At 72.7% G+C, this 17,919-nt stretch carries 12 protein-coding genes and 2 pseudogenes; 10 read left to right on the forward strand and 4 right to left on the reverse strand.

The genetic code is table 11. The features are described 5' to 3' along the window. Positions 1-24 precede the first annotated feature (24 nt). The 5 genes from gatB to ACFYYN_RS41010 all read left to right on the forward strand — a co-directional run bounded on the left by gatB (position 25) and on the right by ACFYYN_RS41010 (position 8,088). On the forward strand, positions 25-1,533 hold the full coding sequence (gene gatB, locus ACFYYN_RS40990) for an Asp-tRNA(Asn)/Glu-tRNA(Gln) amidotransferase subunit GatB (RefSeq protein ID WP_500549855.1): 1,509 nt from the start codon (positions 25-27) through the stop codon (positions 1,531-1,533). 243 nt (positions 1,534-1,776) lie between these two features. Continuing rightward, positions 1,777-3,975: an MMPL family transporter gene (locus ACFYYN_RS40995; RefSeq protein WP_500549856.1), complete on the forward strand. Its 2,199-nt coding sequence runs from the start codon at positions 1,777-1,779 to the stop codon at positions 3,973-3,975. Between the two features lie 17 nt (positions 3,976-3,992). Continuing rightward, positions 3,993-4,598, forward strand: coding sequence for a hypothetical protein (locus ACFYYN_RS41000; RefSeq protein ID WP_500549857.1), 606 nt, complete (start codon positions 3,993-3,995; stop codon positions 4,596-4,598). 179 nt (positions 4,599-4,777) lie between these two features. Further along, positions 4,778-4,990 carry a hypothetical protein gene (locus tag ACFYYN_RS41005; RefSeq protein WP_500549858.1) on the forward strand — a complete coding sequence of 71 codons (213 nt, stop codon included), beginning with the start codon at positions 4,778-4,780 and terminating at the stop codon, positions 4,988-4,990. 50 nt (positions 4,991-5,040) lie between these two features. Then, complete coding sequence (locus tag ACFYYN_RS41010) at positions 5,041-8,088, forward strand: helix-turn-helix transcriptional regulator (protein WP_500549859.1); 3,048 nt, start codon at positions 5,041-5,043, stop codon at positions 8,086-8,088. Positions 8,089-8,094: 6 nt separating this feature from the next. On the opposite strand, the pseudogene ACFYYN_RS41015 reads toward ACFYYN_RS41010, so the two are convergent. From ACFYYN_RS41015 to ACFYYN_RS41030, 4 genes and pseudogenes are all read right to left on the reverse strand, one after another. Then, positions 8,095-8,308: pseudogene (locus ACFYYN_RS41015) on the reverse strand (leucine zipper domain-containing protein); the annotation flags it as partial. 102 nt (positions 8,309-8,410) lie between these two features. Beyond that, entirely contained in the window at positions 8,411-8,581 is a 171-nt protein-coding gene (locus ACFYYN_RS41020) for a DUF6191 domain-containing protein (protein ID WP_500549860.1), read from the reverse strand. A gap of 22 nt (positions 8,582-8,603) precedes the next feature. Further along, positions 8,604-9,803, reverse strand: a complete 1,200-nt coding sequence (locus ACFYYN_RS41025) for a PQQ-dependent sugar dehydrogenase (protein ID WP_500549861.1) — start codon at positions 9,801-9,803, stop codon at positions 8,604-8,606. A 145-nt stretch (positions 9,804-9,948) separates the two neighbouring features. Then, positions 9,949-10,941, reverse strand: a complete 993-nt coding sequence (locus tag ACFYYN_RS41030; protein WP_499514154.1) for an aldo/keto reductase — start codon at positions 10,939-10,941, stop codon at positions 9,949-9,951. Positions 10,942-10,997: 56 nt separating this feature from the next. Between ACFYYN_RS41030 and ACFYYN_RS41035 the strand changes: the two genes are divergently transcribed. From ACFYYN_RS41035 to ACFYYN_RS41055, 5 genes and pseudogenes are all read left to right on the forward strand, one after another. Continuing rightward, on the forward strand, positions 10,998-11,951 hold the full coding sequence (locus tag ACFYYN_RS41035; RefSeq protein ID WP_500330464.1) for a 2-hydroxyacid dehydrogenase: 954 nt from the start codon (positions 10,998-11,000) through the stop codon (positions 11,949-11,951). A gap of 272 nt (positions 11,952-12,223) precedes the next feature. Next, positions 12,224-15,058, forward strand: coding sequence for a putative bifunctional diguanylate cyclase/phosphodiesterase (locus ACFYYN_RS41040; RefSeq protein WP_500549862.1), 2,835 nt, complete (start codon positions 12,224-12,226; stop codon positions 15,056-15,058). A 212-nt stretch (positions 15,059-15,270) separates the two neighbouring features. Continuing rightward, complete coding sequence (locus ACFYYN_RS41045; RefSeq protein ID WP_500330467.1) at positions 15,271-17,148, forward strand: acetolactate synthase large subunit; 1,878 nt, start codon at positions 15,271-15,273, stop codon at positions 17,146-17,148. 32 nt (positions 17,149-17,180) lie between these two features. Beyond that, positions 17,181-17,708, forward strand: coding sequence for an acetolactate synthase small subunit (ilvN, locus tag ACFYYN_RS41050; protein WP_400802304.1), 528 nt, complete (start codon positions 17,181-17,183; stop codon positions 17,706-17,708). Positions 17,709-17,784: 76 nt separating this feature from the next. Next, positions 17,785-17,919: pseudogene (locus ACFYYN_RS41055) on the forward strand (ketol-acid reductoisomerase); the annotation flags it as partial.

The following is a 17,919-nucleotide window of genomic DNA, read 5'->3' on the forward strand; positions in this document are numbered from 1 at the left end:
GGGGAACTGAGAGGTATCAAGACTGTGACCGTCACGGACCTGGTGTCGTACGAGGACGCGCTCGCGTCCTATGACCCGGTGATGGGCCTCGAGGTCCACGTCGAGCTCGGCACCAAGACGAAGATGTTCTGCGGCTGCTCGACCACCCTGGGCGCCGAACCGAACAGCCAGGTGTGCCCGGTGTGCCTGGGCCTGCCCGGCGCTCTGCCGGCCGTCAACGCGACCGGCGTCGAGTCCGCCATCAAGATCGGCCTCGCGCTCAACTGCGAGATCGCGCAGTGGTGCCGCTTCGCCCGGAAGAACTACTTCTACCCGGACATGCCGAAGAACTTCCAGACCTCCCAGTACGACGAGCCGATCGCCTTCAACGGCTACCTCGACGTGCAGCTGGAGGACGGCGAGGTCTTCCGCGTGGAGATCGAGCGCGCCCACATGGAGGAGGACACCGGCAAGTCGACCCACGTGGGCGGCGCCACCGGCCGCATCCACGGCGCCTCGCACTCGCTGCTGGACTACAACCGGGCCGGCATCCCGCTGATCGAGATCGTCACCAAGCCGATCGAGGGCGCCGGCGAGCGCGCGCCCGAGGTCGCCAAGGCGTACGTGACCGAACTGCGCGAGCTGATCAAGGCGCTGGGCGTCTCCGAGGCCCGCATGGAGATGGGCCAGATGCGCTGCGACGTCAACCTGTCGCTGCGCCCCATCGGCCGGGAGAAGTTCGGCACCCGCAGCGAGACCAAGAACGTCAACTCGCTGCGCAGCGTCGAGCGGGCCGTCCGCTTCGAGATCCAGCGCCACGCGGCCGTGCTCGGCTCCGGCGGCACGATCGTCCAGGAGACCCGGCACTTCCACGAGGACACCGGCTCCACCACCTCCGGCCGCATCAAGGAGGAGGCGGAGGACTACCGGTACTTCCCGGAGCCCGACCTCGTCCCGGTCGCCCCGGCCCGTGAGTGGGTCGAGGAGCTGCGGGCGGGCCTGCCGGAGCTCCCGCGGGTGCGCCGGGGGCGTCTGCAGCAGGAGTGGGGCATCTCCGACCACGAGATGCAGTCGGTGCTCAACGCCGGTGCGATCGACCCGATCGTCGCCACCATCGAGGCCGGCGCCGACTCGGCCTCCGCCCGCAAGTGGTGGATGGGCGAGCTCGCCCGCCGCTCCAACGAGGACGGCGTGGAACTGACCGCCCTGCCCATCACCCCGGCCCAGGTGGCCCGGGTGGCGGCGCTGGTGGCCGAGGGCTCGCTCAACGACAAGCTGGCCCGCCAGGTCATCGAGGGCGTGCTGGACGGCGAGGGCGAGCCGGACGAGGTCGTCGAGAAGCGCGGCCTGAAGGTCGTCTCGGACGAGGGCGCGCTCGGCGCGGCCGTCGACGAGGCCATCGCGGCCAACGCCGCCGTCGCGGACAAGATCCGTGGCGGCAACCTGGCGGCCGCGGGCGCGCTCATCGGCGCCGTGATGAAGATCACCCGCGGTCAGGCCGACGCCAAGCGCGTGCGCGAGCTCGTGCTGGAGAAGCTGGGCGTCCAGGGCTGATCCGGCGCGGCCGGCAGGCGTACGGCGCACAAGGGGCGGGCTCCCGGTCAGGGGGCCCGCCCCTTCCGCGTCGTCGCAGGTCCGCCGCTTGTAAGGGCGGCATAAATTCCCCGCGCCGTATGTGATTAACCGCACGAAAGCGGCCAACGATCTCTTCTTCCTGCTTCAGTCGGTGACGTACGTGGTGTCTTCTTTGCGGGCTCTTCCCCGGCCTGAAAGATCCGCGCAACCCCAGGGAGAGCAATGGCTGCACTCGCCCGCTGGTGCCTCAACCGCCGTCTCGCCGTCGTCCTGCTGTGGCTCGTCGCCCTCCTCGGTCTGTCCACGGCCGCCCTGCTCGCCGGATCCGCCTACTCCAACGACTACGACATCAAGGGCACCGACTCCAGCAAGGCCACCGCCCTGCTGAAGGAGGCCTTCCCCGGCTCTGCCGGGGACAGCGACACGATCGTCTGGCACACCGACAAGGGCACCGTGGGCGTCGCGTCCGTCAGGGAGCGGCTCACCGGCGCGCTGGACGAGGTGGCCGCACTTCCCGGGGTCGCCTCGGTGACCAGCCCCTACGGCGCCGAGGGCGCCCCGCAGATCAGCGAGGACGGGCACACCGCCTACGCGACCGTGATGTTCGACAGGCCCTCGGACGACCTGCACGCCGACCAGGTGCAGAAGGTCGTCGACACGGCCAGGGCGGCGGCCGACGGCAACACCCAGGTCGCCCTCGGCGGTGGCGCCATCGCGCTCACCGAGGGCGGCGGCGGGCACATGAGCGAGGTCGTGGGCGTCGCCGTCGCCGCCGTGGTCCTGCTGGTGGCCTTCGGTTCGCTGTTCGCGATGTTCATGCCGATTATCACCGCGCTGGTCAGCGTGGGCACCGCGTACATGGCGATCGAACTGCTCGGCCACCTGATCAGGGTGGCCGACTTCGCGCCGATGCTCGGCCTGCTCATCGGCCTGGGCGTCGGCATCGACTACGCCCTGTTCATCGTCACCCGTCACCGCAGGGGCCTGAAACAGGGCCTGCCGGTACGGGAAGCCGCCGAGAAGGCGGTCGCCACGACCGGCAGGGCGGTGGTCTTCGCCGGCGGCACGGTCTGCGTGGCCCTGCTCGGCATGCTGATCCTGCGGCTGTCCTTCCTCAACGGCGTCGCGATCGCCGCCTCCCTCACCGTGATCCTCACCGTCGCCGCCTCGGTGACGCTGCTGCCCGCGCTGCTGGGCACGATCGGCATGAAGGCGCTCAGCCGCCGGGAGCGGCGCCGGCTCGTCGAGCACGGGCCGTCGCCCGAGCTGCCGACCGGGTTCGCGGCCCGCTGGTCCGCGTTCGTCGAACGGCACCCCAAGGTCCTCGGCGCGGTCGCCGCCGTCGTCATGCTCGTCCTGGCCCTGCCCACGACCTCCCTCCACCTGGGCGCCTCCGACCAGGGCAACAGCGCCGCGGGCACCACCACCCGCCAGGCGTACGACATGCTCTCCGAGGGCTTCGGGCCCGGTTTCAACGGCCCCCTGCAACTGGTCGCCAAGTCGGGCGACGCCGCCGACCGCGCGGCCCTGGAGCAGCTCACCGTCGCCCTGGGGCGCACCGAGGGCGTCGCAGCGGTGCACATGGAGCAGGCGCAGCACGGCAGCGGGCTGGACGTCATCGACGTCGTCCCCACCACCTCCCCGCAGGACCAGGCCACCGACCGGCTCGTCACCCACCTGCGCGAGGACGTCATCCCCGAGGCCACCGACGGCACCTCGCTGGAGGTGTACGTCGGCGGGGTCACCGCGGGCTACGCGGACTTCGCCTCGGTGATCGTCGGCAAGCTGCCGCTCTTCGTGGGCTCCGTCATCGGCCTGGGCTGCCTGCTCCTGCTGCTGGCTTTCCGCAGCTTCGGCATCCCGCTCAAGGCCGCGGTCATGAACGTCGTCGCCGTCGCCTCGTCCTTCGGCATCGTGGTCGCGATCTTCCAGTGGGGCTGGGGGAGCGAGCTGCTGGGGCTCGGGGCGGCCGGCCCGATCGAGCCCTTCCTGCCGGTGATCATGGTCTCGGTGCTCTTCGGGCTCTCCATGGACTACCAGGTCTTCCTCGTCAGCCGCATGTACGAGGAGTGGCGCGAGACCGGTGACAACCGCCGGGCGGTCCGGGTCGGCCTCGCCGAGACCAGCCGTGTGATCAACTCCGCCGCGGTCATCATGATCTCCGTCTTCCTGGCCTTCGTGCTCAGTGGCGACCGTGTGATCGCGATGTTCGGCATCGGCCTGGCGGCCGCCGTCGCGCTGGACGCCTTCGTCCTGCGGACGCTGCTCGTACCGGCGCTGATGCACATGGTGGGCGACTGGAACTGGTGGCTGCCCCGGTGGCTGGAGCGCCGGCTGCCGCGGATCTGCATCGAGGGTCCGGCGGAGCCCGCGGCGACGGCCGTGGACGAGCCCGGTTCTCAGACGGCTCTCAGAATCTGACCGTACGGTTGCCGACCATGGAGACCACCAAGACCCACGGGGCGGCAGCCGACGGTCGCGCCGCGGACGCCGAGCTCGACCGGGCCGAGGACGACGGCGCGACGTCGGCGCCCGCGCCCGACGCCGGACCGCCCGCGCCCGACGACCTCGACACGCCTGACGACCTCGACGAGGCCGACGACCTCGACGAGCCGGACACCCTTGACACGCCGGACGCCCCCCGCCCCGCCGGGGTCGTGCCGGGCGCCGCGGCGGTCGTCGGCGCCGCCCTCGGCCTCGCGTCCCTCACCGGCACCTGGCTGGGCACCGTCCTGGCCGAGCGGCGGCAGCTGGTCGGCCAGATCAACACCTCCTCCGGCAGCGCCGCCCAGCAGATCGAGCAGATATACGGCGGCCCCTGGCACACCACGGCGGCCGTCAACGGCGTCTGCGCGCTGATCGCCATCGTCGTCCTCGGCGCGGTGCTGCTCGCCGGACGGAACGCCGCACCGTGGGTGCGCGCCGTCGCCTGGGGCGGTCTCGCCCTCGGCGCGCTCGGGCTGTGCGTCGCCCTCGGGACGTGGTTCGACCTCTTCGGCGGGCTGCCGAGCGTGGCCGAGGCCCCGGTCTCGTCCGGCGGCTGAGACCTCTGAGGAGGCAGGCCGCGCGGCCCTGAGGACCTGAGCGGTCCGCCGCGCGGCCTAAGGCATCCGCACCCCCGAAGCCTGGGCGGTTGCCCGATGTGCCCCACCCCCCTTGGGGACGAGGCTGATGGCACGGAGAACGACTCCGGACCATCGGTCCCGATCCCGAGGAGCACGAGATGTACACGCACGAACTGCTGGGCCGCGAACGCACGGAGCAACTGCTGCGCGAGGCCGCCGAGTACCGCCTGGCGCACCAGGCCCGCAAGGCCGCCCGCGAGGCCGCCCGCACCGCAGGCGGCCGGCGCGTGGCCGCCGCCGACCAGGACGAGGGAAGGCGGCACGGAAGGAGGGCCGGCCGGGTCACCCGGCGGCCGAGGGCCGCCGGATGAGCACCGTGGTGCCGGTGCAAACCGGTACCGCGCCGTCAGGGCCCCGTGCGATGCTCGGGACCGTGCAGAACCAGTCGGTCAGCCCGGTGTTCGTCGGCCGCACCCGCGAACTGACCCGCCTCACCTCCGCGCTCGCCCGCGCTCACGCGGGCGAGCCGCAGGCGTTGGTGATCGGCGGCGAGGCCGGCGTCGGCAAGACCCGGCTCGTCGAGGAGTTCCTCGCCGCGGCGCAGGACGGACCGGGGACCGTGACCGCCGTCGGCGCCTGCGTGGAGATCGGCGCGGACGGGCTGCCGTTCGCCCCCGTCGCGACGATCCTGCGCGCCCTGCACCGCAGGTTCGGCGACGAACTGGTCGCCGCGGCCGCCGGCAGCGAGGGCGAACTCGCCCGCCTGCTGCCCGGCCTGGGCGGGGCCGACGGCCCCGACCCCCTCGCCGACCAGCGCGACGAGCACGGCCGCGCCCGGCTCTTCGAGCTCACCTCGCGGCTGCTGGAACGGTTGTCGGAGGAGCGCACGCTCGTCGTCGCCCTCGAGGACCTGCACTGGGCCGACCGCTCGACCCGCGAACTCCTCGGCTACCTGCTGCGCTCGCTTTCCCGCGGCCGGCTCGTCGTCCTGGCCACCTACCGCTCCGACGACATCCACCGGCGCCACCCGCTGCGGCCCTTCCTCGCCGAGCTCGACCGGATGCGTTCCGTGGTGCGCCTGGAGCTGTCCCGGTTCAACCGCGGCGAGGTCCGCGCCCAGGTGGCCGGCATCCTCGACTCCGAGCCCTCGCCGAGCATGGTCGACCGGGTCTTCGGCCGTTCCGACGGCAACCCCTTCTTCGTCGAGGAACTCGCCTGCAGCATCACCCAGGGCTGCCGCACCGGCCTCAGCGACAGCCTGCGCGACCTGCTGCTCGTCCGGGTCGAGACACTGCCCGAGACCGCGCAGCGCGTCGCCCGCGTCGTCGCCGAGGGCGGCTCCGCCGTCGAGTACCGGCTGCTGGAGGCCGTCGCAGGGCTCGGTGAGGACGAACTCATCGAAGCCCTGCGCTCCGCCGTGGGCGCCAAGATCCTGCTCCCCACCGACGACGGCGACGGCTACCGCTTCCGGCACTCGCTGGTCCGTGAGGCCGTCGGCGACGACCTGCTGCCCGGCGAGCGCAGCCGCATCAACCGCCGCTACGCGCAGGCCCTGGAGGCCGACCCCACTCTGGTGCCCGCCGACGAACTCCCGGCCCGGCTGGCCAGTTACTGGTACCACGCCCACGAGCCCGCCAAGGCGCTGCCCGCCGTGCTGCGGGCCTCCGTCGAAGCGCGGCGCCGGCACGCCTACGCCGAACAGCACCGGCTGCTCGAACGCGCCCTGGAGCTGTGGGACGACACCCCCGGAGAGGTCCGCGAGGAACTGCGGCCCGTCGACTACGTCGAGGTGTTCCCCCCATGCGGCTGCGACCCGGGCAGCAAGCCCCTGCAGTACATGGACCTGCTCGCCGAGACGACCGTGGCCGCGCGCCTGAGCGCCGACCGCGAGGGCGCCTACGAGGTCACCAAGCGGGCGCTGCGCCTGCTGGAGCGTTCCGGCGACCCGCTCCGCGCCGCCTGGTTCTGGATCCAGCGCTCCCGGCTGATGGTCGCGATGGGCCGCGGCGACGGCTGGGCGGAGATCGCCGAGGCCCAGGAACTCGTCCGCGGGCTGCCGCCGTCCCCGGTCCACGCCGAGGTGCTGGAGAGCGTGGCCGGGTGGGCGATGATGCACGACCCGGGGCCGGACGGCATCACCACGGCGGAGCGCGCCATCGAACTGGCCCGGCTCGTCGGTGCCGAGGAGACGGAGCTCCACGCCCGGGTCACCCTCGGCATCCTGCTCGCCGACACAGGTGACGCCGACGCCGGCATCGCCGAGCTGGAGGCCGCCCGCGAACGGGCCGCCGCCGCCCGGTACGGCAACCTCACGGTGAACGCCGACGCCAACCTCGCCGCCCTGCTGGAGGCCGTGGGCCGCTCGGAGGAGGCGATCGCGGTGGCCCGCCGGGGAGTGGAGGGCGCCACCCGCCACGGGCTGCGCGACGGCGCCACCTTCGCCTCCGCCAACCAGGCCGAGTCCCTGCTCGCCCTCGGCCGCTGGGACGAGGCGGCCGAGGTCGCCGTCCGCGGCCGGGAGAACACCAACCACGCCCTGTACCTCGGCTGGGCCGCGACGCTGCTGGCCCATCTCGCCGTGCTGCGCGGGGAGTACGACCACGCCGAGGCCGAGGTCGCCGCCGCCCGGGACCATCTGGGCCCCCGGGACCACCAGCCGCAGAACACCCTGCCGCTGCGGCATCTGACCATCGCGGTCGCCGCCGGGCGCGGACGCTTCCTGGAGGCGCGGGCCGCGGTGCGCGCCGCGCTGGAGGCGGGGTTCCCGTCCGCGTTCCACCGCTACGTCTGGCCCATGCTGCACACCGCGGCCGCCGTGGAGGCGGACGCGCTGGGGCTGCCGGGCGCGGAGGCCGGCCGCCCCGAGATGCTCGCCCTCATCCGCAAGGCGGCCGGCCGGCTGCCCCGGCTGTCACCGGTGTGGGCCGCCCACGCCCTGCTGGTCGAGGCCGAACTGCTGCGCGCCGACGGGAGCACCGACCCCGGACCCTGGGCCGCCGCCGGGGAGGCCTTCGCCGCCCTCGACCGCCCGTACCCGCTCGCCCTGATACGGCTCCGGCAGGCCGAGGCCCTGCTCGCCCGGCACGATCCCGGTGCCCGCGACCGCGCGGCCGCCCTGCTGCGCGGGGCGTGCGGGGTCGCCGACTCCCTGGGGGCCGTCCCGCTGCGCGACGCCGTCCGGCTGCTCGCCCGGCGGGGCCGGCTGGTGCTGGAGGAACCGGAGGAGGCCGCCGCGCCCGAAGCCGCCGGGGAACCGGAGCCCTTCGGCCTGACCGCGCGCGAGCGGGAGGTGCTGCGCCGGGTCGCCGCCGGCTACACCAACCGCCGCATCGCCGAGGAGCTGTTCATCTCGCCGAAGACCGCGAGCGTGCACGTCTCCAACATCCTCGCCAAGCTCGGTGTCTCGGGCCGCGGCGAGGCGGCCGCGCTCGCCCACCGGCTGCGGCTGTTCGCCGGGCAGCCGGGCTGAACCGGCCGCCGGGGTTCGATGCGGTGTGGTGCGGGGCCGGCTGGAGCGGTCGGCGAGGCCTGCCTCGCCCCTCGGCTCGTCAGCGGCGGACCCATTTGTGGGCGGTGGCGCGGGAGATGCCCATTTCGGCGGCCACATGCGTGACAGGGCGACCCGTGCAGACACGTTCGACCGGCAGCCGCCTGCCGTGAACGGTCAGCCGGGTATTACGGTGGGACACGAAGACCTCCGTGTGGTGCAGTCCTAGACAGCTCCACCACACCGGAGGTCTTCGCTTTGATCAAGCCCGGACCGGTGTCGACAACGCTCGTGATCAATACAGCTAGGTGCCGGCCCGCGGCGGACGTATCAGCACGGTGCCCGAGTCCAGGTCGACGGGGCCCCGGCCCGGATCCGCGTCGCTCTCCTCGTCGCGCACCAGCTCCAGGCGGTTGCGCTCGTCCTCGGCGTGCCTGCGGCCCGGCGCGAACAGCTCGTCCAGCGCGTTGAACATCGCACCCCCAAGGTGTCGTGGATCAGCTCACCCGCAGCCGCAGGATCCGGTCGTCGCCCTTGCGGGGCTCGCCGCGGCCGTCGGTGTTGCTGGTGGTCAGCAGCAGACCGCCGTCCGGATCGGTGACGACGGTGCGCAGCCGGCCGTACTCTCCGACGAAGAACGCCTGCGGGTCGGCCGCGGCCTTCGTACCGGCCAGCGGGATCCGCCACAGGCGGGCGCCGCGCAGCGAGGCCATCCAGATCGAGCCGTCCGCGTAGGCGATGCCGCTGGGCGAGGCGTCGTCGGTGCGCCACTGCGCGATCGGGTCCGCGTAGCCGTCGCGATGGGCGAGGCCCTCCACGACCGGCCAGCCGTAGTTCTTCCCCGGCTCGATCAGATTCAGCTCGTCCCAGGTGTTTTGCCCGAACTCCGCGGCCCACAGCCGCCCCTGGCCGTCCCAGGCCAGGCCCTGCACGTTGCGGTGCCCGTAGGAGTAGACGACGGAGTCCGCCTCGGGATTGCCGTGCGCCGGCTCGCCGTCGGGGGTCATCCGCAGGATCTTGCCGCCCAGGGACTTCTTGTCCTGCGCCAGGCCCCGGTCGCCGCTCTCGCCCGTGCCCGCGTAGAGCATGCCGTCGGGGCCGAAGGCGATCCGCCCGCCGTTGTGGATGGCGCCGTGCGGGATGCCGCGCAGGATCGTGTCCGGGGCGCCCAGCTGCTCCCCGGCCGGCTTCGCCGGGTCGTAGAGCATGCGCGCGATGCGGTTGTCCGAGGCGGTGGTGAAGTAGGCGTACACCAGGTGGTCGGTCGCGAAGTCCCGCGAGACGGCGAGCCCCAGGAGGCCGCCCTCGCCGCCCGAGGAGACCCCGGGCACCGTGCCGACCTGCGTGGTGCGGCCGCTGCCGGCGGCCACCCGGACGACCCGGCCGGTGTCCCGGGAGGCCACCAGCAGATCGCCCTCGGCCAGCACGGCCACGCCCCACGGGGTGGTGAGCCCGGTCGCGACGGTGCCGGTCACCTCGGCCGTGCCCTTCGCCGGTGCCGAGGGCCCGTCGCCGCCCCCGGAGGGCGGCGCCGACGAGCGCGTGGCGGCGGAGCCCGGGGGAGCCGGGGCGGAACCACCGTCCGAGGAGCATCCGGTGGCGAGCAGCGCGGCACCGGCCAGCGCGGCGGTCACGACGGCGGCACGGCGTCGCACGCTTCCCTCCCGGGGGTTCTCCGGCTCGGACTCCAAGAACATCACATCCCTCACTACACCGCCCGGCCCTTCACGGTTCCCGCCGCATGCCGTGGATTTCCCGTCGCCCTCCCCGCAGGTCCCTCGGGTGCTTCCGGCCCCGGTGGCCCCGGTGGTCCCGTTGGTCCCGTTGGTCCCGGTGTCGACCTCAGTCCCAGGAACCCCGGGCCGGCGGCAGCGCCGCGATCTCCGCGAAGTCCTCGTCGGACAGGCGCAGTTCCGCGGCGCCGGCGTTCTCCACCGTCCACCGCTCCCGCTTGGCCCCGGGGATCGGCACGACCTGCGGCCCCTGGGCGAGCACCCAGGCCAGCGCGACCTGCGCGGGGGTCGCACCGTGCACCTCGGCGACCCGGCGCAGTCCCGCGACGATCGGCTGGTTGGCGGCCATCATCTCGGCCGTGAACCGGGGATGGCGGGCCCGTACGTCATCCGGCTCGAAGCCCTGTCCGGGGGTGAGCGTGCCCGTCAGGAAGCCGTTGCCGAGCGGCATCGCGGCCATGAACCCGACCCCGCGCTGCGTGCACCAGGGCAGCAGCTGCGCCAGCGCCTCGGGCGACCACACCGAGAGCTCGGCCTGCACGCAGCTGACCGGGAAGACCTGCTGGGCGCGGCGCAACTGCCGCAGTGTCTCGTCGTATATGCCCGCACCCGGGCGCCGGGCCGCCCGCGCGCCCACCGCGCACCACCCCAGCGCGCGCACCTTGCCGGCCGCGACCAGCTCCGCCATGGCGCCCCAGGTCTCCTCGACGGGGACCTCCGGATCGGCCCGGTGCAACTGGTAGAGGTCGATCACGTCCGTCTGCAGCCGCCGCAGCGACGCGTCGCAGGCCCGCTTCACGTACGAGGGACGGCCGTTGGCCACCAGGTGCTGCTCACCGACGAGCAGTCCGCACTTGGTGGAGACGAAGACCTCCCGGCGACGCTCCTTCAGCACCCGGCCCAGCAGCAGCTCGTTGGTGAACGGCCCGTACATGTCGGCGGTGTCCAGCAGCGTCGTGCCGTGGTCGACCGCCGCGTGCACGGCCCGCAGTGACGATTCGCCGTCCTGCCGGGACGCCGTGTACGCCCAGCTCATCGGCATGCATCCCAGGCCGACGGCGCCCACCTCCAGAGCCGCCGATCCGACCGTCCTGCACTCCACCTGGCTGACCTCCGCTGACCTCTCGCGCCGCCCCACTGTGCCATAGCCTCCTGACCATGGCTGACATCACCCGGAACCACCGCCCCACGGTCTGGCTCCCGATCCCCGCAACGGACGTCGAAGGGCTCCCCGCAGAGCTCGACTACCTCTTCTGGGACGGTGCCGAGGAGTTCCCGGCCGACCCGGCCGACGCCGCGTTCTACGTCGTGCCCTACATGAAGGGCCCTGAGGTCGCCGGCCGCCCGCTGCCCCGGATGTCCGGGGTCGGTGTGGTGCAGACCCTCAGCGCCGGTGTCGACCACGTCCTGCCCTACCTGCGGCAGCTCCCGCCGGGCGTGCGGCTGTGCAACGCCCGCGGGGTGCACGAGGCCAGCACCGCCGAGCTGGCCGTCACCCTCACCCTTGCGGCCCTGCGGGGCATCCCCCGCTTCGTACGCGGCCAGGACGCCGAGGAATGGCACGCCGGCTTCTACCCGGCGCTCGCCGACAAGCACGTGCTCATCGTCGGCTACGGATCGATCGGCGCGGCCATCGAGGACCGGCTCACCCCCTTCGAATGCCACGTCACCCGGGTCGCGCGGCTGGCCCGGCGCTCCCCGCGCGGCCCCGTGCACGCCCTGGGGGACCTGCCGCGGCTGCTGCCGGAGGCGGACGTGGTCGTCCTGTCGACCCCGCTCACCGCGGACACCCGCCATCTGGCCGACGCGCGGTTCCTGGCCGGGATGAAGGACGGGGCCCTGCTGGTGAACGTCGCCCGCGGACCCGTGGTGGACACCAAGGCGCTCCTCGGGGAGCTGGAGGCCGGCCGCCTCCAGGCGGCACTCGATGTCACCGATCCCGAGCCGCTGCCTCCGGGGCACCCGCTGTGGCACGCCCCGGGCGTCCTGATCAGCCCGCACGTCGGCGGCAGCACCTCCGCGTTCCTGCCCAGGGCCAAGCGGCTGCTCCGCGAGCAACTCCGCCGTTTCGCGGCCGGCCAGGACCTCGCGAACGTCGTCATGACCACCTGACCGCGCCGTGGCACCGGGTGCCCCACGCGTGGGGCAGGACGCTACGCGTGGTCACGCTGTGTAGAGGAACTATGTCCCTGAGTGACTGAACTGGTGTATCGTCCCGCACTGGGGGAACACGACCGGCGTGGCTCGGCGAGCTGCGAACGGGCGTGGGACGACTCAGGACTTGATGGGGGGCGACGGGCGATGTACGGCCAATGGAGAGAGCATCCGACGCTGGACCACAGCACACCGTGCCGGGGACGCTCACGGCGTCACGGGACGACGCCGTGAGCGCGCCCGGTGCGGTCCTCTCGCAGGCGTCCGCGCCGGGCAACCGGACCGGCCTGCTGCCCCAGATGCTGCTGGCCGTGCTCTGCGGCGGCTACGCCATCGGATCGGCCTTCGGCTGGGGATCCACCGGGCTGGCCCTGGTCATGGGCGACTTCGGGCTCTCCGTGGCCGCGCTGGCCGCGGCCGTCTCCTGCCTGGTCTACGTCCACAGGGCCCCCGCCGACCGGTACCGTCCCGCGTGGGCGCTGTTCGCCGTCTCCTCCGCCATGGTCGCGCTCGGCAACGGCATCTGGGGCTGGTACGAGGTCGTGCTGCGCGACGACGTGCCGCGCACCTCGGTCGCCGACTTCTGCTTCCTGCTCTTCGCCCCTCCCGCGATCATCGGGCTGCTGGTGCTCGCCAAGCGGCCGGTCACCCGGGCCGGCTGGGTCTGCCTCGGACTGGACGCCTGGCTGATCGGCGGCTCCCTGCTGACCCTCTCGTGGACCCTCGCCCTGGCCCAGACGGCCCTGTGGGAGGGGCGCAGCACCGCGCGCATCGCCCTGTCCCTGGCGTACCCGCTGCTGGACATCATGCTCGTCAGCATGGTGCTGGCGCTGCACTTCCGGCGCTCCTCGGCCAACCGGGCGGCGGTGAACACCGCCATCGCCTCCCTCGCCCTGACCGTGCTGTGCGACGCGCTGTTCACCTCGCCCCTGCTGCGCGAGCACTACAGCTCCGGCCAGATCCTGGACGCCGGATGGTTCGCCGGCAGCATGCTGCTCGCCTACGCCCCCTGGGTCGGCGAGCGGGTGGCCGCGGAGCGGGCGACCGCCGAACGGCAACAGGAGCAGGGCCGCCGGGTGAGCGGCTCACTGGCGGCGCTGACCCCGTACCTGGCCGCCGCGGTCTGCGTGCTCGGCATCCTCTACAACGTCATCGACGGTCGCAAGAGCGACCGGGTGGTGCTCCTGACCGGCTGCACCGTGGTGCTCGCCCTGGTCGTGCGCCAAGGGATCATGCTTCTGGACAACATGGCCCTCACCCAGGAGCTGGCCCAGAAGGAGAACCACTTCCGGTCGCTCGTGCAGGGCTCCAGCGACGTCATCATGATCGCCTCGCCGACCGGCGTGCTGCGCTACGTGAGCCCCGCCGCGAAGGGCGTGTACGGCTGCGACCCCGAGGAGTGGGTCGGCACCGAGTTCGCCACCCACATCCATCCCGAGGACCTGGGCCGGGTGGTGCACGAGGTGCGCCGCTTCCTGGCCGCCCACGCGGCCGAGGAGCCCGCCACCCGCATCGAGTGCCGCATACGGCACGGTGACGGCAGCTGGCTCAACGTCGAGTCGATCGTCAACCGCCACCAGGGCGGCCTGATCTTCAACAGCCGGGACGTCACCGAGCGCGTCCGGCTCCAGGCCCAGCTGCAGCACAACGCCTCGCACGACCCGCTCACCGACCTGCCCAACCGGGCCCTGTTCACCGAACGGATCCGCCAGGCGATCGGCGGCCGCCGGGCCGGCGACGGCGACACCGGCACCACGGCGGTGCTCTTCATCGACCTCGACGGCTTCAAGGCGGTCAACGACACCGTCGGCCACCAGGCCGGCGACGAACTCCTCGTCCAGGCGGCGCGGCGCCTGCGGGACTCGGTGCGCGCCGGCGACACCGCCGCACGCCTGGGCGGCGACGAGTTCGCCGCCCTCATCTGCGGCACCAGCGCCGACCGCCATCTGCGCGAGTACCAGGTCCACGAGGTCGCCGACCGGCTCCGCGCCGCCCTCTCCGAGCCGTACCGGGTGGACGGCACCGAGGTCCGGGTGGCCGCCAGCATCGGCGTGGCCTTCGCCGACCCCGGGGTCAGCGCCGGCGAGCTGCTGCGCAACGCCGACCTGGCGATGTACCGGGCCAAGCAGGCCGGCAAGGGCCGGGTCGAGATGTACGCGCCCGCCATGCAGGCCGAGGTGGTGCGCCGGGCCGAGCTGGCGGGGCGGCTGCGCACGGCCCTGCGGGACGGCGAGTTCGCCCTGCTCCACCAGCCCGTGGTCGACCTCGGCACCGGCGAGGTGACCGCGGTCGAGGCGCAGGCCCGCTGGCGCTCCGCGCAGGGCATCCTCTTCACCCCCGCGGAGTTCCTGCGGGTCGCGGAGGACACCGACCGCACCGCGCAGCTGGCCCGCTGGCTGCTGGAGGAGGCGGTCGGCCAGGCCGCGCTGCGCCGCGCCGCGGGCTGCCCGGTCCCCGTCGCCGTACGGCTGTCCACCCGGCGCCTGATGCACCGCGAGCTGCCCACCAAGGACGTCGAGGCCCTGCTCGAACGGCACGGGCTGCCACCGGACTGCCTCGTCCTGCAGATCGCCGACCAGGACCCGCGGATCTCCCTGGACGAGCTGGAGCGACGGCTGACCGCGCTGAGCCGGCTCGGGGTGCGCATCTCCCTGGAGGGATTCGGCAGCGGCTACGCGCCCATGAACGCGCTGCGACGGCTCCCCGTCGACGTGCTCAAGCTGGACCGGGGGCTCACCGAGGGCGTCGTGGAGTCACCACGGCTGCGGAAGATCACCGCGGGGCTGCTGCGCATCGCCGAGGACCTCGGGATCCGCTCGGTGGCCGAGGGCGTGGACCGTCCCGAGCAGGTGCTGGTCCTGCGTGAGATGAGCTGCACCCACGGCCAGGGCATGGCATTCTCGGGGCCGCTGGACGAGCACCGGCTGCGCTCCTCGCTGACCCGCGGGGGCTACCCGGTGCCCGGTGGGCCGGTCCCGCTCGGCAGCAGCCGGATCTCCGTGCGCGGCACACGTAAGGCGGACGAGCTACGCTCAAATAATGAGACGCCCGTCCCACCCGCTTGACACTCCCTGCTCGCGAGGAGGAAGGTCAGTCCCATGCGCACCCGAATTCTCGTACTTGGAAAGCGCGTCGGCTGACCCGGGGCCCCTGACCGCCTCGTGGAACGCACCGACGCGCTCCCCTCGCTTGCCTGCCGGCACGAGGGGTTTTTTGTTGCCTGGGATCCAGACATACCGCCCTCTCCACCCTCAAACTCCTGAGAGATGAGAACCAGATGACCGAGCAGGCCACCGGGGCCCACCACCCGCAGCCGCGGGCCCGCGGCGCCGCGCCGCAGCCCACTCCCGCCGAGCGCGTCACGGGCGCCCAGTCCCTCATTCGTTCTCTTGAGGCGGTCGGTGCCGACACGGTGTTCGGCATCCCGGGTGGTGCGATCCTTCCCGCGTACGACCCGCTCATGGATTCCTCGAAGGTGCGCCACGTCCTGGTCCGGCACGAGCAGGGGGCGGGCCACGCCGCCACCGGCTACGCGCAGGCCACCGGCAAGGTCGGCGTCTGCATGGCGACCTCGGGCCCGGGCGCGACCAACCTGGTGACCCCGATCGCCGACGCCCACATGGACTCGGTCCCCATCGTGGCGATCACCGGCCAGGTGGCCTCCAAGGCGATCGGCACCGACGCCTTCCAGGAGGCGGACATCTGCGGCATCACGATGCCGATCACCAAGCACAACTTCCTCGTCACCAACGCGGACGACATCCCGCGCACCATCGCCGAGGCCTTCCACATCGCCTCCACCGGCCGCCCCGGCCCGGTCCTGGTCGACATCGCCAAGGACGCCCTGCAGTCGCAGACCACGTTCTCCTGGCCGCCCACCGCCGACCTGCCCGGCTACCGCCCGGTCACCAAGCCGCACGCCAAGCAGATCCGCGAGGCCTCCCGGCTGATCAACGAGGCCAAGCGCCCCGTGCTGTACGTCGGCGGCGGCGTCCTCAAGGCCCGCGCCACGGGCGAGCTGCGCATCCTGGCCGAGCTGACCGGCGCCCCGGTCACCACCACCCTCATGGCGCTGGGCGCGTTCCCCGACAGCCACGCGCAGCACGTCGGCATGCCCGGCATGCACGGCTCGGTCTCCGCCGTCGCGGCCCTGCAGAAGGCCGACCTGATCGTCGCGCTCGGCGCCCGCTTCGACGACCGCGTCACCGGCAAGCTCGACTCCTTCGCCCCGTACGCCAAGATCGTGCACGCCGACATCGACCCGGCCGAGATCTCCAAGAACCGCGTCGCCGACGTGCCGATCGTGGGTGACGCCCGTGAGGTCATCGCGGACCTGATCGTCGCCGTCCAGGCCGACCACGAGGCGGGCCGCCGCGGCGACTACGCGGACTGGTGGAAGCTGCTGAGCGGGCTGCGCGACACCTACCCGCTCGGTTACGACCTGCCCGCCGACGGCAGCCTGTCCCCGCAGCAGGTCATCCAGCGGATCGGCGAGCTGGCCCCCGAGGGCACCCTCTTCGCGGCCGGCGTCGGCCAGCACCAGATGTGGGCCTCGCAGTTCATCTCCTTCGAGCGGCCCAACACCTGGTTCAACTCCGGCGGCGCCGGGACGATGGGCTACGCCGTCCCCGCGGCCATGGGTGCCAAGGCCGGCCGGCCCGGCGCGACGGTGTGGGCGGTCGACGGCGACGGCTGCTTCCAGATGACCAACCAGGAGCTGGTCACCTGCGCGCTGAACAACATCCCGATCAAGGTCGCCATCATCAACAACGGCGCCCTGGGCATGGTCCGGCAGTGGCAGTCGCTCTTCTACAACGAGCGCTACTCCAACACCGTCCTGCACGCCGGTGAGACCAACGCGGGCCGCGGCTCCCACCAGGGCGTCAGCCAGACCCCGCCGGCCGGCACCCGTGTCCCGGACTTCGTCAAGCTGTCGGAGGCCATGGGCTGCGTCGGCCTGCGCTGCGAGTCCCCCGACGAGCTGGACGAGGTCATCGAGAAGGCCAACGCCATCAACGACCGCCCGGTCGTCGTGGACTTCATCGTCCACGAGGACGCCATGGTGTGGCCGATGGTCGCCGCCGGCACCTCCAACGACGAGATCATGGCCGCCCGTGACGTCCGCCCCGACTTCGGCGACGCCGCGGACGACTGAGGACCGAGAGAGAAGCAGAGGAACGACGCGACATGTCCAAGCACACGCTCTCCGTCCTGGTGGAGAACAAGCCCGGCGTCCTGGCCAGGATCACCGCCCTGTTCTCCCGGCGCGGCTTCAACATCGACTCCCTCGCCGTCGGCACCACCGAGCACGCCGACATCTCCCGCATCACCATCGTGGTGAACGTGATCGAGGAGCTCCCGCTGGAGCAGGTCACCAAGCAGCTGAACAAGCTGGTCAACGTCCTGAAGATCGTCGAGCTGGAGCCCTCCGCCGCCGTCCAGCGCGAACTCGTCCTGGTGAAGGTGCGCGCCGACAACGAGTCCCGCTCCCAGATCGTGGAGATCGTCCAGCTGTTCCGCGCCAAGACTGTGGACGTCTCGCCCGAGGCGGTCACCATCGAGGCCACCGGCGGCGCCGACAAGCTCGAGGCCATGCTGAAGATGCTGGAGCCCTTCGGCATCAAGGAGCTCGTGCAGTCGGGCACGATCGCGATCGGCCGCGGCGCCCGCTCGATCACCGACCGCTCCCTGCGCGCCCTCGACCGGACCGCATAGCGAGACCGTAAAACTTGATTCCGCCCGCGGACGTAGTGTGTGGGCAACCCCCCAGATCACCAAGGAGAGACCCGAAGTGGCCGAGCTGTTCTACGACGACGATGCCGACCTGTCCATCATCCAGGGCCGCAAGGTCGCGGTCATCGGCTACGGGAGCCAGGGGCACGCGCACGCGCTGTCGCTGCGCGACTCGGGTGTGGACGTGCGGGTC

Source organism: Streptomyces sp. NPDC001902 (assembly GCF_042891295.1).
Lineage (GTDB): Bacteria > Actinomycetota > Actinomycetes > Streptomycetales > Streptomycetaceae > Actinacidiphila.